Here is a 15,360-nt window from a genome sequence, read left to right as displayed (position 1 = left end):
GAAGTGAGAAAATGAAAAAGGCTAAATTTGTAATAGCACCAGATTCATTTAAAGAAAGCTTAAATGCTTTTGAAGCAGCCAAAGCAATGAAAGAGGGAATACAGAAGGTATTTAAAGATTCTAAATTTGAGCTTATACCAATGGCAGATGGAGGAGAAGGAACTTCAGAGGTTATAATATATGCACAAAAGGGTGAATTTAAAAATATTAGAGTAACAGGACCATTAGGCGAAAAAATAGAAGCTAAATATGGATATATAGAAAGAGATAAAAAAGCAGTTATAGAAATAGCGGTGGCATGTGGGCTGGACTTAGTAAAGACAGAACTTAGGAACCCTTTATATACAACAACTTATGGGGTAGGGGAAATAATTTTAGATGCTTTAGATAAAGGTGCAAAGAAATTTATAATAGGCCTTGGAGGATCAGCTACCAATGACGGTGGTTTTGGTATGTTGAAGGCTTTGGGTGCTAGAGCTTATGACATAGATGGAAAAGACATAGGGTTAGGTGGCAGGGAATTAGCTAAAATTCACAGTATAGATCTATCTAATTTGGATAGTAGGATTAAAGACACTATTATAGAAGTTGCCTGTGATGTAGAAAACCCATTAATAGGAAGTACTGGAGCTACATATATTTTTGGTCCTCAAAAAGGTGCTGATAGTGAAATTTTAGAAGAATTAGAGCAGGGAATGGTTAACTATGCAGAAGTTGTTAAAAGAACCTGTAATATAGATATTGCTAAAATGCCTAAGGCAGGGGCTGCTGGAGGCTTGGGAGGAGCATTCTTGTTGTTAGGTTGTAATCTTATTAAAGGAATAGATATGGTTTTAAAGCATACAGATTTTGAAGAAAAGATTAAAGATGCAGATTATATTTTCACTGGTGAAGGAAGTATTGATGTACAAACCAAATATGGAAAAACAATTTCAGGTATAGCAAAAGTAGCGAGTAAATATAATATACCTATAATTGTACTTGCAGGGAGAGTTAGTGACGATATAGATGAACTTTATCCTATTGGAGTTACAGCAGTATTTGGAATTACAGATAGACCTAAAGGTTTAGATGAGGCACTTAAGGACGGATATAATAGTATAAGAAAAACTTCGGAAAATATAGCTAGATTACTAGGATCATTGTAGTAATAGGAGAGTGTATTTAACTACCAGTGCCTGATCTCAATAAATAAAACCCTGGACGATACTTTAAGTAAGTGTTGCCCAGGGATTTTTTTACTTACAAGGTTTTAGAATGCTAAAAAAAATGTTGAAGAATATTGAATAAAATCGTAAAATATAAATACTATGATAAAGTCATAATGTTGAAAGGGTGCTATAGATGAAGTTCTTCAAAAAATTAAAACTTATGAGCAAATTTTTTCTTGGGTTTGGAATTGTTTTTATTATTTTTATGGGAGTAGTATTTTTTAGTTATAATGGGTTAAGTAAAATGGGTAAAGATTTTTCAAGCTACAATGAAATTGCTAATGAGCAAGAATTAGCAGCAAAAATAGAATCAAACTTGCTATACTGTCGTATTGCTTTTAAAGCCTATGTGGATACTGGTGATTCTCTACAGGAAAACGAGTTTAAGGATAGATATCAAACAATGGAACAATTAATTATTGAATATAAAGAAACAGTAGCAGATGAGGATAGAACTAAGGGAATAGACTATATTGCAGAACAAGCAAAGCAATATAATATTGAATTTGATAATGTAGTTGAATTACGTAGCAAAAAGGATGAAATATATAATGATATATTAATTACTAAGGGCGATGAACTGATAAATAAGTTAACCCTAATTATGAACGCAGGCTTTAATAGTAAAAATGAAGTTGTTGCACAGGGATCAGCAGAAGCTGTAACTAATTTTGCTATGGCAAGGGTCTATGCTGTAAAGTATCTTGAAACTCATGATAAAACTATGATTGAAAAGGTAAATACAAGTTTTACTGAAATGGATACGGCCATTAAAAAAATTGAAGAACCGGTAAGGACTTTAAATGAGAGTTCTATTTATGATTTAGTAGTAGTTGATAAAGACGCTTATATAGCTAAATTTGGAGAAATTATAACTATAGACGAGAGCCTTGATACTTCAGTAAAAAAGTGGAATGATATTGGACCTGAAATATCTAAGATCATTGAAGATATTAAGCAATCAATAATAGATGAAAGAGAGAGTTATGGACCTAAAGTAAATGAAAATATTCAAAGTTCTATATTTACAATGTTATTATTAACATTTATTGGAGTAGTATTTTCCTGTTTTGTAGCAGTATTTTTAGTGAGATTAATACTTCTTCCAGTGAAAACTATAACTAATACTTTTAAAGGCATTGCTGAAGGCGATGCAGATTTATATGTAAGAATAGAATCAAATATACAGGATGAAATAGGAGAAATGTCCAATTCTTTTGATAAATTTATGGATAAGCTACAGGTAATATTCTCTGATATTAAGAAACAAAACCTAATTAAAACGGGTCAATCAGATCTTAATGAAAGGCTTAGAGGAGAACAAGATACAATAAGCTTAGGTAATAATATAATTGGATATATAGCTCATTATTTAAACTGCCAAATTGGTCTGATATATATAAAAGACGATGAGAATTGTTACAATGTCATGTCTAGTTATGCATTTGATTGCGAAGAAAATATTTCAAATGAAATAAATTTAGGGGAAGGCTTAATAAGCCAATGTGCCCTAGAGAAAAGATCTATACTTATTACTGATGTTCCTAAGGATTATATTAAGATTAGTTCAGGTATAGGAGAAGCAGTACCGCGTAATATACTCGTTGTACCATGCTTATTTGATGAAGAGGTCAAAGGTATAATTGAATTAGGTTCCTTCCAAGAGTTTTCGAAAGATCAAATAGAGTTTATTGAGTTGGTTTCAGAAAGTATTGCAATAAGTATTAACTCAGCAGATTCTAGGTACAAGTTGAAGGAACTCTTACATAAGACATTAGAGCAATCAGAGGAATTGCAAATGCAACAGGAGGAATTAAGACAGACTAATGAGGAACTTGAAGAACAGACTAATGCACTAAAGGAATCAGAAATGATCCTTCAGATGCAACAGGAGGAATTAAGAGTTACAAATGAAGAACTAGAAGAAAGATCAAAGCTTCTTGAGGCTCAAAAATCAGATATATATAACAAAAATAAAAATTTACAACAGGCTAAAGTTGATATTGAGAAAAAGGCAGAGGCCCTTGAACTTGCAAGCAAATATAAGTCAGAGTTCCTAGCAAATATGTCCCATGAACTTAGAACGCCTTTAAATAGCATACTTGTACTTTCACAACTTCTTTCAAATAAAGATAGTAATATACCCTTTACAGAAAAGGAAATGGAGTTTGCAAAGGTAATACACTCTTCTGGATCAGATCTGCTAGAATTAATAAATGATATATTAGATCTTTCTAAGGTTGAATCAGGAAAGATGGAGATTGTTTTAGAAAATATGAATGTAAGGGATATTGCTGAATATGTAAAGAACTCTTTTGAGCAAATAGCAGCGGATAAAAAAATTCGTTTTATCACAGAAATTGAGGAGGATGTACCTGAAATTATCCGTAGTGATTCAAGGAGAGTGCAACAAATAATCAAGAATTTACTATCAAATGCTTTTAAGTTCACAAGCAAGGGAAGCGTGATTATTAAAATAAAACCTGCGAAAGAAGAGGAAGTTGCTAGCTTAGATATTAATGGAAATAGAGCAATAACAATATCAGTAACAGATACAGGTATTGGAATACCTGAGGATAAAAAACAAACTATTTTTGAAGCCTTCAAACAGTCTGATGGGACTATCAGTAGAAAATATGGTGGTACAGGCCTTGGGCTATCAATTTCAAAAGAATTATCAAGAGTACTTGGAGGAAGAATATATTTAGAAAGTAAAGAAGGTATTGGGAGTACTTTTTATATTACAATTCCTGATCAAGCCCTTGTTGAAAGCAAAGTTGTATCTAAAATAGAAAATGAAAAAATAGCTGAAAAAACACAAAGTATAGAAACTAGTATTAAGCATAAATCAATTAAAAAAATTATTAATGATGACAGGGACAATATAAAAAGCGAGGATAAATGCTTATTAATAATTGACGATGACACAAATTTTTCATATATTTTAGGAACTATGGCAAAGCAAAAAGGATTCAAATATATCATTGCAAGTGATGGTAATTCTGGTATTCAATTAGCCCAAAAATTTAAACCTAATGCTATAGTTTTAGATATAGGATTACCTGACATTGATGGATGGGAAGTCTCAAGTATATTGAGAAATAATATACAAACTAAAAATATTCCAGTTCATATTATTTCAGCTAATGAAAATGAAACTGGAAACACAATGAAAAATGATATCATAGGTTACTTGACAAAACCTGTAAATTTACAACAATTAGACACACTGTTTGGAACAATATCTGAAACGATAAAGGATCAGTTTAAAAAATTGCTTATTGTTTTTAAAGAATTAGAACAAGGTAAGAATATAATGAAAGTCTTTGAAAATAAGCAAATTAGCACTACTTTAGTGCAAAATGGGGAAGAGGCTTATAGGCTGCTCACAAGTGAAGACTACGATTGTATAGTACTTGATATAGAACTATTAGATATGTCTAGTTATGACTTTCTAGATAAGTTTAAGAAGAAAAATATTAATAAAATACCTATAATTATATATACAGAAAAAGAAATATCTGAAAATGAAGAGATGGAGCTTAATAAATATGCTAAGAGTATTATAATTGATGGACCAAGATCTACTGAAAGACTAGTGGAGGAGGCTAAACTTTTCTTATATGGTGTTAATAAAAGTTTAGAAACTGGCAAAAAGAAGAACTGGAATATAGATGAAAAAGAGATGCTTTTAGAGAATAAAACAGTATTGCTTGTGGATGATGATATGAGAAATGTTTTTGCTGTGTCTAGCATACTAGAGAATCAAGGAATAAAGGTTATAGTGGGTAGAAATGGAATAGAAGCTTTAGAAAAGATAAGCAAAAACCCGCAGATTGATTTAATTCTTATGGATATTATGATGCCTGAAATGGATGGATATACTGCAATGAGAGAAATAAGAAAAATGAAATTAGGGAAAGATATACCTATAATTGCACTAACAGCAAAGGCTATGAAGCAAGATAGAAACAAATGCATTGAATCAGGGGCTAATGATTATATGGTAAAACCAGTAGAGGTAGAAAAGTTGCTATCACTTATAAGGGTGTGGATGCAAAAATGAGATCGGAAAATTTAAAAAACATGAATACTGAAGATATTGAAGTAGCTTTATTGCTTGAGGCAATATATATGAATTATGGATATGACTTTAGATCTTATTCAAGAGCGCATATAAAAAGGAGAGTTAAAAACAGGCTAGTAATTTCAGGATTAAAGAATATATCAGAAATTCAGCATATGATTTTAACAGATAGAACATTTTTTCAACTGATGCTTCCAGACTTCTCAATAAATGTAACAGAAATGTTTAGAGATCCTTCTTTCTTTCTTTCTATAAGAAAAGAAGTTATTCCTGTATTAAAAACATATCCTCATGTGAAAATATGGCATGCAGGATGCTCAACTGGAGAAGAGGTTTATTCAATGGCAATTTTATTAAAAGAAGAGGGTAGTTATAGTAAAACACAAATCTATGCCACTGATTTTAATGAAAGTGTTCTCAGCAAAGGGAAGGAAGGTATTTATCCTATAGATAGAATAAAGGAATATACCATTAATTATCAAAAGGCTGGCGGTAAGGAATCTTTTTCAGATTATTATATAGCTAATTATGATTTTGCACTTTTAGATAAAGCACTGAAGGAAAGGATTATTTTTGCAGAGCATAATCTGGTTAATGACAATGTATTTGGAGAAATGCAAATGATCGTTTGTAGGAATGTTCTAATATATTTTAATAAAGAACTTCAAAATCATGTTATAAAACTTTTTTATGATAGCTTGTGCAATGGAGGGTTCTTATGCCTTGGGCCAAAAGAAAGCTTGAAATTCACTGAGTTTGAGAGCTACTTTGAACCTATAGTTGAGTCAGACAGGATATTTAGGAAAAAGTTCAAATGATACGGGGAGGAATCACCATGAAATATAAGGCTATAGTGATTGGTACATCAACTGGGGGTATGGAGGCATTAAGGAGCATTCTTTCAACACTTCAGGGAGACTTTTCAATTCCCGTAATTATTGTACAACATTTAAATATACATTCTGAAAGTTACCTTATAGAATATCTTAGAAGATTTTGTAAACTTAGAATAAAGGAAGTTGAAGATAAGGAAGTGGCAGTTTCAGGATATGTATATTTTGCACCACCTAATTACCATATTTTGATTGAGAAGGATGGAAGTTTTACCCTTAGTGTAGAAGAGAGAGTTTGTTATGCTCGCCCTTCAATTGATGTATTGTTTGAAACTGCTGCAGATACCTTCGAAGAAAATTTAATAGGAGTTATTCTTACAGGAGCTAATAAAGATGGAAGTTATGGATTAAGCAAAGTAAAGGAACAAGGTGGTATTGCAATTGTTCAAGAACCTGAAACATCGGAGGCTGATAGGATGCCAAAGTCTGCTATAGAATCAACAAATGTGGATTATATACTTAAGCTTGAGGAAATAGGGGAATTATTAATTAGATTGCAATGTGATTAAAGAGGGAGATATGAATAGTATGAAAAATATAAATATTCTAATAGTTGATGATAGAAAAGAAAACTTACTTGTGCTTGAGAGTATACTCGAGCCACTTTCTGTAAATATAGTAAAAGCATCTTCTGGTAATGAAGCTCTTGGATTGTTATTTGATTATGATTTCGCAGTTGCTTTGCTTGATGTTCAGATGCCCGACATGGATGGATTTGAAGTTGCTGAAATTATGAGAAGTAGCGAAAGAACTTGCCATATACCAATAATATTTGTTACAGCTATAAGTGTAGAAGAAGAACATATTTTTAAGGGTTATGACTCAGGGGCAGTAGATTATCTTCTTAAACCATTAAAAGATACAAAGATAATATTGAGTAAAATAAAAATATTTATTGAACTTTATAACCAAAAGCAGAAAATCATTGAACAATCATTAATATTAGAGAAAAAGGTTCAGGAGTTAGAAATAACAAAACAAGAATTAGAAAAGGTGAATTTAATTTTAGAACAAACTTCATATTTTGATAATCTTACGGGAATTGCTAATAGACATAGTTTAGAGGCTTACTTTAATACTGCTTTAAAGAACTCTAAAAGAGAGCGGACTAATTTATCCGTAATGATGATAGATATAGATCGTTTTAAAGATTTTAATGATAATTATGGCCATGTTCAAGGGGATATATGCCTAGTAAAGATTGCTAAAACAATTAAAGAATCATTAAAAAGACCTTTAGATTTTGTTGGAAGATATGGAGGAGAGGAATTTATTGTACTTTTACAAGAAACGAATATAGAATGTGCATTAAAAGTAGCAGAGGAGATTAAAGGAAATATAGAATCCCTTCAGATTAAGCATAGATTTTCAAATGTGAAAAATTATGTAACTGCAAGCATTGGTGTTGTATCTCTTATTCCAGGAAAGACAGACTCTATAAATGACATAGTAATTAAAGCTGATAAGGCCCTTTATGAGGCAAAACATAAAGGTCGAAATAGAGTTGTAGAATATGAGGAAGATTAGCTCTCTGTATACAATGATATAGTCATAAGAAATCAGATAAAAGCTGTTCAAAAGGAATTCTTAAATCCCTTTTGAATAGCTTTTTATATTATGTAATTTATTAGAATGGAATTTTATAATTCAATACAAAATAACAGAAAAAAATGAAATGCTATTCTAATATACGTGTAAACTATTTCAATATAAGTATCCTTCCTATAAGATTAGATTATGGAAAAGGGTTTAATTTGTAAAAGTAATAAAATATTATTACTTTATGGCAATAGACTTGTAAAAAAATAGGAGGCTAAAATGAATAAAGTTATAGGCAAATGCATTATTGCAGCACTTAGTGTAATTATTGTTGGCATTGGAGCAAGCTTATCACTAAAAGCAGCTGTTGGAGTAAGTGCATGGTCTGCATTGAGTCAAAGTATAGCGACTGGAATCAATATAAAGGTAGGAACAATTTCTATGTTGCAAAATATTAGTTGTGTTTTAATTCAACTGATTCTTTTGAAAAAGGAATTTAAGGTAGTTCATTCTCTTCAGGTATTAGTATCTGTATTATTGGGGCTTATTGTTAATTTTATGTTATATGATGTTCTTTCTAGTGTTATTATTAATAATTATTTTATTAATGTATTATTGATACTTCTAGGAACTTTACTATGTGTTGTAGGTGTTTCGGTACTTATGGTAATTGATTTTATTAGTTTTCCTTTAGAGGCATGCTGTATGGTTATATCTAAAAAAATTAATATAAAATTCGGTATAATCAGACAATTTGTGGATATACTATCTATTGTATTTGCCTTAGGTATTGCATTTATATTTAAGGAAAGTATAACTGTGAGAGAAGGAACTATAATTGCAATGATTATTTTCGGTCCTATGGTAGATTTGTTTATGAAGATTATAATGCCAAGATTAAAGAAGTTAGAGTTAGCTTATTAGATTTCCAGAATTATATCTATAAATACAAATAAAATATTTTAGAATGAAATTTTATAATTTTATGCAAAAAAATAGAAAAAAATGAAATGTCATTCTAACATAAGTGTAAACAGTTTCAATTTAGTTGTTATTCATGTATGCTTATATCATATCAAATATAGGTAAATTTTTTACAACCTACCTATATAAAAGTTATCTAGGAGGGGAAATAATGAAAAAGAAAGCAATAAAAATAGTTACAATTGGTGGAGGAAGTAGTTATACTCCAGAATTAATGGAAGGATTCATTAAAAGATATGAGGAACTTCCAATTCAAGAAATTTGGTTAGTAGATATAGAAGAGGGAAGAGAAAAATTAGAAATCGTTGGTGCAATGGCACAACGTATGTGGGATGCATCTCCTTATGATGTAAAAGTACATTTAACATTAGATCGTAGAGAGGCATTACCAGGAGCTGATTTTGTTACAACACAATTCAGAGTTGGTTTATTAGATGCTCGTATTAAAGATGAAAGAATTCCTTTTTCACATGGAATGCTCGGACAAGAAACAAATGGTGCAGGTGGTATGTTTAAAGCATTACGTACAATACCTGTTATCTTAAATATAGTAGAAGATATGAAAGAATTATGTCCTAATGCATGGTTAATTAACTTTACAAATCCATCTGGAATGGTTACACAAGCAGTAATTAAATATGGTAAATGGAAAAAGTGTATAGGATTATGTAATGTACCAGTTGGGGCATTAATTAAAGAACCAGAAATGTTTGGTGTAACTGAGAGAGATTTAGTTCATCAGTTCGCTGGATTAAACCATTTTCATTGGCATAAAGTTACAGATGCACAAGGCAATGACTTAACTGATCAAATTATTGATAAGATGTATGTTGAAGACTCAGGAACTCCAGCTAATATTCATGATGTTAAATTCTTAAAAGAACAAGTTAAAGAAATGCAATTAATTCCTTGCGGATACCATAGATATTACTATATGCAAGATGAGATGTTGACACATGGATTAGAAGAATTTAATGGTATTGGAACTCGTGGAGAGCAGGTTAAAGTAACGGAAGCCGAATTACTTGAATTATACAAGGATCCAAACTTAAACTACAAACCAGAACAATTAACAAAAAGAGGTGGAACACATTATAGTGATGCTGCATGTGAATGTATAAATTCAATCTATAATGATAAAAGAACTCATATGGTAGTTAGTACTGAAAATAATGGTGCAATTACTGAACTTCCATATGATTCTATAGTAGAAATATCTTGTATAATTACTGGCAAGGGTGCTATGCCACTTACTTGGGGTAAATTTAAATCAGCTGAAAGAGGCTGGGTACAATCAATGAAAGCTATGGAAGAATGTGTTATAGAATCAGCTGTAACTGGTAACTATGGATTAATTCTACAGGCGTTCCTATTAAATCTACAAGTAAAGAGTGGAGCTTGTGCTCAAGAATTATTAGATGAGTTATTAGTAGCACATAAAAAATACTTACCACAATTTGCTAAAAAGATTGAAGAATTAGAGGCTACAGGGGTAGCATCTAAAGATGCTGTTGTTATGGATTTAATGGTTAATGGACACTAAATTATAAATAACTATAAAAAGGAAGACAAAATGTCTTCCTTTTTTTATTGTATATTATATCTTTATAAAATTTTCAAGTAGAATAATTGAAAATAAAAATAATAAAAAATTGATAACTATTTTTCTTGCAATAAATTACTAGTTGAAGATCTTGTATCAATAATTTTAGAAATCTTAGTTTTGTATTCTAAATTATGATCATAGTTCATTTTAAATAAACAAGAATATAAAATATCTAAAATAAGATGGATAGAATTATTAGTGGAGTATGTTGCGATTTTAGAATAAAGTTTTTCTCTAGATGTTATGGAAAAAGTACAATCTGAAAAATCTTTCAAAGTATTTTCACCAATGCTTGTTAACGAAATTATTGGTGTTTTATTTTTTCTTAATATTTTCGCAATCTGTAAAGTTTCGTGTACTTCTCCAGAGTATGAAATTAATATAGCACAATCATTAGGAGAAGAATTTGCAGCTACATAGGCCTGCTCACCAGGTAAACTCAAAATGTCGACATGACGATTAATACGCATCATCTTGTGTTTAAAATCAAAAGCCATAAGTAAGGAATTACTAATTCCAAATACATTAATTATTTGTGCTTTATCTAATAAAGTAACAGCTTTATTTAGATCCTCATTTTTTAAAAGTGATAAAGTATCTTCAATACTTTCAGAAGCAAGATTCCCGATTTTTGAAGCAACATTCATTAAAGTATCACTAGATTGAAAGGGAAAATTAGAATCAATATTAGAAAAATGTTGATTTAAATAATTAAGCTCTTCAAGATATTTTTCTTTTAATTCATTCCATCCACTAAAACCTAATTTTTGAGATAGACGGATTGCCGTTGATGGTGAGGTATAGGTAGCATTTGCTAAATCTTTAGTAGATAGTTTTTCAATATTTTCCTTTTGATCAAGAATATATTTAGCTAGAACTTCTTCAGATTTAGATAAAGAATCCATAGACTCAAGTTTGTTAGAAATTATCATAAATTAGAGCACTCCTTTCTAGAGTATAAATCAAACGTTTTTAGAATGGCATTTTATAATTTTATACAAAACAATAAAAAGAATTGAAATGCCATTCTAACATATCTGTAAACTGTTTCAATGTAAGTATTCTTTCTATATAATTATATTATATCAAAAGGTATGTTTTGTAAAAGCAATATAATGTTATCGGTTTATGGTAGTAGGAGTATTGAGACATAGGAGGCGGAAATGAATAAGGTTATAAGTAAATGTATTATTTCAACACTTTGTGTAATTATTGTTGGTATTGGAGCAAGTTTAGCATTAAAGGCAGCTGTTGGAGTAGGTGCATGGGATGCACTTAGTCAAAGCATATCAAGTGGAGTATTTATAAAAGTAGGAACGATTTCTATGTTTCTAAATGTTAGTTGTGTTTTAATTCAATTGGTGCTTTTGAAAAAGGAATTTAAGGTACTACACGCTGCTCAAATATTAGTGGCAATATTATTAGGAATGGTGGTTAATTTTATGTTATATGATGTTTTTTCTAATTTTATTATTAGCAATTATTTTATAAATATAGGATTATTATTATTAGGACTTGTACTTTGTGCTATAGGTGTTTCAGTAATTATGGCACTTGATTTTATTAGCTTTCCGCTAGAGGGAGCTTGTATGGTTATATCTAAAAAACTTAATAAAAAATTTGGTATGATACGACAACTCGTGGACATACTATCAATTATATTTGCCTTAGCATTTGCATTCATATTTAACCAAAGTATAACTGTTAGAGAAGGAACTGTAATTGGAATGCTTATTTATGGTCCTATGTTAGATTTATTTATGAAGATTATAATACCAAGATTAGAACAGTTAAATTTAGTTTATCAAAAAATTTCAGAATAAAAATTTATACTAAAGAATAGGAGGAATTATTATGGCTTTTAGCAAGGATTTTTTATGGGGTGGAGCAGTTGCGGCTCATCAATTAGAAGGCGGATGGAATAAAGGTGGAAAAGGTCCTAGCGTGGCAGATGTTATGACTGCTGGTGCACATGGTGTACCAAGAGTTATTACTGATGGGGTTATTCCAGGGAATAACTATCCAAACCATGAAGCTATTGATTTTTATGGACATTATAAAGAAGATATTGCTTTATTTGCAGAAATGGGCTTTAAATGTTTTAGAACAAGTATCGCATGGTCACGTATTTTTCCTAAGGGTGACGAATTAGAACCTAATGAAGAAGGGTTACAATTCTATGATGATATGTTTGATGAAATGTTAAAGCATGGTATTGAACCTGTTATTACATTAAGTCATTTTGAAATGCCTTATCATTTAGCTAAAGAATATGGTGGATTCCGTAGTCGTGAAGTTATTGATTTCTTTGTACGTTATTCAACTACAGTAATGGAACGTTATAAAAATAAAGTTAAGTATTGGATGACATTTAATGAGATAAATAATCAAAAGAACTTTAGTGGACCATTATTTGGATGGACATGTTCAGGAGTTTTATATGAAGAAGGAGAAAATAAAGAAGAAACAATGTATCAAGTAGTTCATCATGAACTTGTTGCAAGTGCATTGGTTATTAAGAAAGGCCATGAAATTAATCCTGACTTTAAGATTGGATGTATGTGTTCTTTTGTTCCTATGTATCCATACTCTTGTAATCCTGAGGACATGATGTTATCTGTAGAAGCTATGCATGATAGATACTTATTTGCAGATGTACATGCACGAGGACATTATCCTACATATGCCTTAAAGGAATGGGCTAGAAAAGGATATAACATCAAGATGGAAGAAGCAGATACTAAGATATTGCAAGAAGGAATAGTTGATTATATTGGATTTAGTTATTATATGTCCACAGCAGTAAAAAGTGGCGCAGAGGAAGCAGATGACGGATATGGTGGAAAAACAAGTGAAGTTGTTAATCCTCATGTAAAAGCAAGTGATTGGGGATGGCAGATTGATCCAGTTGGACTTAGATATTCTTTAAATCTTTTATATGAAAGATATGAGTTACCTTTGTTTATTGTAGAAAATGGATTTGGTGCTATTGATGTTAAGGAAAAAGATGGCTCATGTGATGACCAATATAGAATTGATTATTTAGGAGCACACATTAAAGAAATGGAAAAAGCTATTGAATTAGATGGTGTTGATCTAATGGGTTATACTCCTTGGGGATGTATTGATTTAGTATCATTTACTACAGGAGAACTTAAAAAACGTTATGGATTTATCTATGTAGATAAAGATAATGAGGGAAATGGGACATTAGAAAGATCAAAGAAGAAATCCTTTGATTGGTATAAGAAAGTTATTGCATCTAATGGAGAAGAGATATAGAAGTTAAATAAATCAGTTATTAAGATTAAAAGGATCATTTTGCATTTTTAGAATGCGAAATGATCCTTTTTTATCTAATTATTTAGATTATTCAATTAGTGATAAACTTCTTATTATATTTTTTTAAATCATTTAATCCTTGGTAAATTTCTTCTCTTGAAAAATTATTATTATTTAAGTCTAGATCACTTTTTTGAAGTAAGGAATTGTAAAACTCAAGTGATATATCATATATTTCTTGAGAATTATTTTCTTCTAATTCTTTAAAAATAAGATCTTCAGCTTTATTGTAATCGCTTGAATGAAATAGTTTGTTAAAAAATATTTTAAATAAATCAGTAGATGTCATTTGTTCAATATTAAATTTTTCACTAGACTTTTCTTGCTTATTAAAAATGAGTTTACCAAGAGCTTTTCCTAATGATTCAATAAGTTTTTCTATATTCATAACATAGCACCTCAATTAATACATATTTTAGTTTTTACTATATGGAAATTATATCACTAATTATATTTTTAAAAGATATTATTCTAAACAATTTATTTTGATTACAAGACAGATATAGTTTGAATAGTAGTTCATGTTTTGGGTGGGACGATACCTAAAATAGAACGAAACATGGGAAATAGAACCATTTAATGGTATGATAAGGTGAAATAGATTTGGCCAGATTGTAATATTATGAAATTTAAATTTTTTTATTTGAAACAAATAAAATATTATCAATGATTACAACTACGGTATACGAGGAGGTATTAATGTAATGAGAATAAGCGATGTTAACATACAAATATCAAATAATATTTTAAGAGATGAAAAATGTACTAAAACCAAAGCTAATGATTTGGGAAGCATAAATTTATCGTATAAAAAGAAAGAAACGAGTTATATTTCATCTTTGATTAATCAAAAACAAGAAATGCAAAAAACATTAAAAGAACTGGAGGTAAAGAGAAAAGAACATATAGCAGAGTTAGAAAGTAACCTTTCAGATGTATTAAGTGAAATTCATGGTGTAGTAGATAAACTTTCAAATTCAAATAATGAAAGTGATAAGGCTTCTGAGCTCAAGGGTGGAGAAGCTGAAATTGATAAGGCTTCTGAGCTCAAGGATGAAGAAGACAAAATTGATAATGTTTCTGTACTTAAGGATGAAAAAGCTGAAATCGTTAAGGCTTCTGACATTAAGGCGGAAGAACAATTATCTGGAAAAGTAACTGTATCAGATAATCTTATAGCAGATAATACTGAATATATTGAACTATGTAATCTAGCTGATAAATATAAATCAGAACTTGAGATATATAAAGAAACAAGCAAAAAAGAAATTGAAAATTTAAAAGATAAGATTAAAGATATAGATAAAAAAATTGCAGAAGCAAGAGGTAATGTTTCTAACATTATAAATGAATATGCTTAGTAAATTTATGAGTAATTCTAAAAATAAGAAATTAGGAATGAAAGATTTTTTAGCATATATTGGAGTAGTTGTTTTATCTCAGTTAGCTCCGCAAATAGAAACTTATTTTTCTGTTCCTAATTTAAGTGATATTATATGTTCTTTATTGATATTAGCAGCATTTTTGAAAATCAATAGAGATTTAATAATATTAGAAGTCTCTAGAAAAGCACAAATTTTCCTAGGAATAATAATTCCTATCTTTATCGTGATAAGTATATTTATTGTGGATTATAACTAGCGAGCTAAAATGCTTAATAAGCAAGAAAAATTTAATCTATGGAACAATTAAATAATC

13 protein-coding genes are annotated in these 15,360 nt (G+C 29.9%); 11 read left to right on the top strand and 2 right to left on the bottom strand.

Going from position 1 to position 15,360, the window contains the following annotated elements:
• Positions 1-11 precede the first annotated feature (11 nt).
• The 7 genes from CLVI_RS03635 to CLVI_RS03605 all read left to right on the top strand — a co-directional run bounded on the left by CLVI_RS03635 (position 12) and on the right by CLVI_RS03605 (position 10,257).
• Complete coding sequence (locus CLVI_RS03635; protein ID WP_106058758.1) at positions 12-1,148, top strand: glycerate kinase; 1,137 nt, start codon at positions 12-14, stop codon at positions 1,146-1,148.
• Positions 1,149-1,371: 223 nt separating this feature from the next.
• Positions 1,372-5,277, top strand: coding sequence for a response regulator (locus CLVI_RS03630; protein WP_207655321.1), 3,906 nt, complete (start codon positions 1,372-1,374; stop codon positions 5,275-5,277).
• 20 nt (positions 5,278-5,297) lie between these two features.
• The gene (locus tag CLVI_RS03625) at positions 5,298-6,116 is read left to right on the top strand and encodes a CheR family methyltransferase (RefSeq protein ID WP_106058798.1); all 819 of its coding nucleotides are present in this window, start codon (positions 5,298-5,300) and stop codon (positions 6,114-6,116) included.
• 17 nt (positions 6,117-6,133) lie between these two features.
• Positions 6,134-6,700: a chemotaxis protein CheB gene (locus tag CLVI_RS03620; RefSeq protein ID WP_106058756.1), complete on the top strand. Its 567-nt coding sequence runs from the start codon at positions 6,134-6,136 to the stop codon at positions 6,698-6,700.
• A gap of 19 nt (positions 6,701-6,719) precedes the next feature.
• Positions 6,720-7,718, top strand: a complete 999-nt coding sequence (locus tag CLVI_RS03615) for a GGDEF domain-containing response regulator (RefSeq protein WP_170065579.1) — start codon at positions 6,720-6,722, stop codon at positions 7,716-7,718.
• A 291-nt stretch (positions 7,719-8,009) separates the two neighbouring features.
• Positions 8,010-8,654 (top strand): YczE/YyaS/YitT family protein, encoded by a 645-nt coding sequence (locus CLVI_RS03610; protein ID WP_106058754.1) that lies wholly within the window; start codon positions 8,010-8,012, stop codon positions 8,652-8,654.
• A gap of 211 nt (positions 8,655-8,865) precedes the next feature.
• Complete coding sequence (locus CLVI_RS03605; protein WP_106058753.1) at positions 8,866-10,257, top strand: 6-phospho-beta-glucosidase; 1,392 nt, start codon at positions 8,866-8,868, stop codon at positions 10,255-10,257.
• A 116-nt stretch (positions 10,258-10,373) separates the two neighbouring features.
• On the opposite strand, the gene CLVI_RS03600 is transcribed toward CLVI_RS03605, so the two are convergent.
• Positions 10,374-11,252 (bottom strand): MurR/RpiR family transcriptional regulator, encoded by an 879-nt coding sequence (locus tag CLVI_RS03600; RefSeq protein WP_106058752.1) that lies wholly within the window; start codon positions 11,250-11,252, stop codon positions 10,374-10,376.
• A 231-nt stretch (positions 11,253-11,483) separates the two neighbouring features.
• Here CLVI_RS03600 and CLVI_RS03595 point away from each other — a divergent pair, with 231 nt between their 5' ends.
• Together CLVI_RS03595 and CLVI_RS03590 are read left to right on the top strand one after the other, a co-directional pair.
• Complete coding sequence (locus tag CLVI_RS03595) at positions 11,484-12,143, top strand: YczE/YyaS/YitT family protein (protein WP_106058751.1); 660 nt, start codon at positions 11,484-11,486, stop codon at positions 12,141-12,143.
• Positions 12,144-12,174: 31 nt separating this feature from the next.
• The gene (locus tag CLVI_RS03590) at positions 12,175-13,602 is read left to right on the top strand and encodes a 6-phospho-beta-glucosidase (protein ID WP_106058750.1); all 1,428 of its coding nucleotides are present in this window, start codon (positions 12,175-12,177) and stop codon (positions 13,600-13,602) included.
• A 91-nt stretch (positions 13,603-13,693) separates the two neighbouring features.
• On the opposite strand, the gene CLVI_RS03585 is transcribed toward CLVI_RS03590, so the two are convergent.
• Positions 13,694-14,050, bottom strand: coding sequence for a DUF6483 family protein (locus CLVI_RS03585; protein ID WP_106058749.1), 357 nt, complete (start codon positions 14,048-14,050; stop codon positions 13,694-13,696).
• A gap of 316 nt (positions 14,051-14,366) precedes the next feature.
• Here CLVI_RS03585 and CLVI_RS03580 point away from each other — a divergent pair, with 316 nt between their 5' ends.
• A complete protein-coding gene (locus CLVI_RS03580; RefSeq protein WP_106058748.1) occupies positions 14,367-15,023 on the top strand; it encodes a hypothetical protein in 657 nt (218 codons plus the stop codon).
• Entirely contained in the window at positions 15,016-15,303 is a 288-nt protein-coding gene (locus tag CLVI_RS03575) for a hypothetical protein (protein ID WP_146127301.1), read from the top strand. Before CLVI_RS03580 ends, CLVI_RS03575 begins: the two co-directional genes overlap by 8 nt.
• The last annotated feature ends 57 nt before the right edge of the window (positions 15,304-15,360 follow it).

The organism is Clostridium vincentii, from assembly GCF_002995745.1.
GTDB lineage: Bacteria > Bacillota > Clostridia > Clostridiales > Clostridiaceae > Clostridium > Clostridium vincentii.
This window is presented reverse-complemented; position numbering and strand designations above follow the sequence as displayed.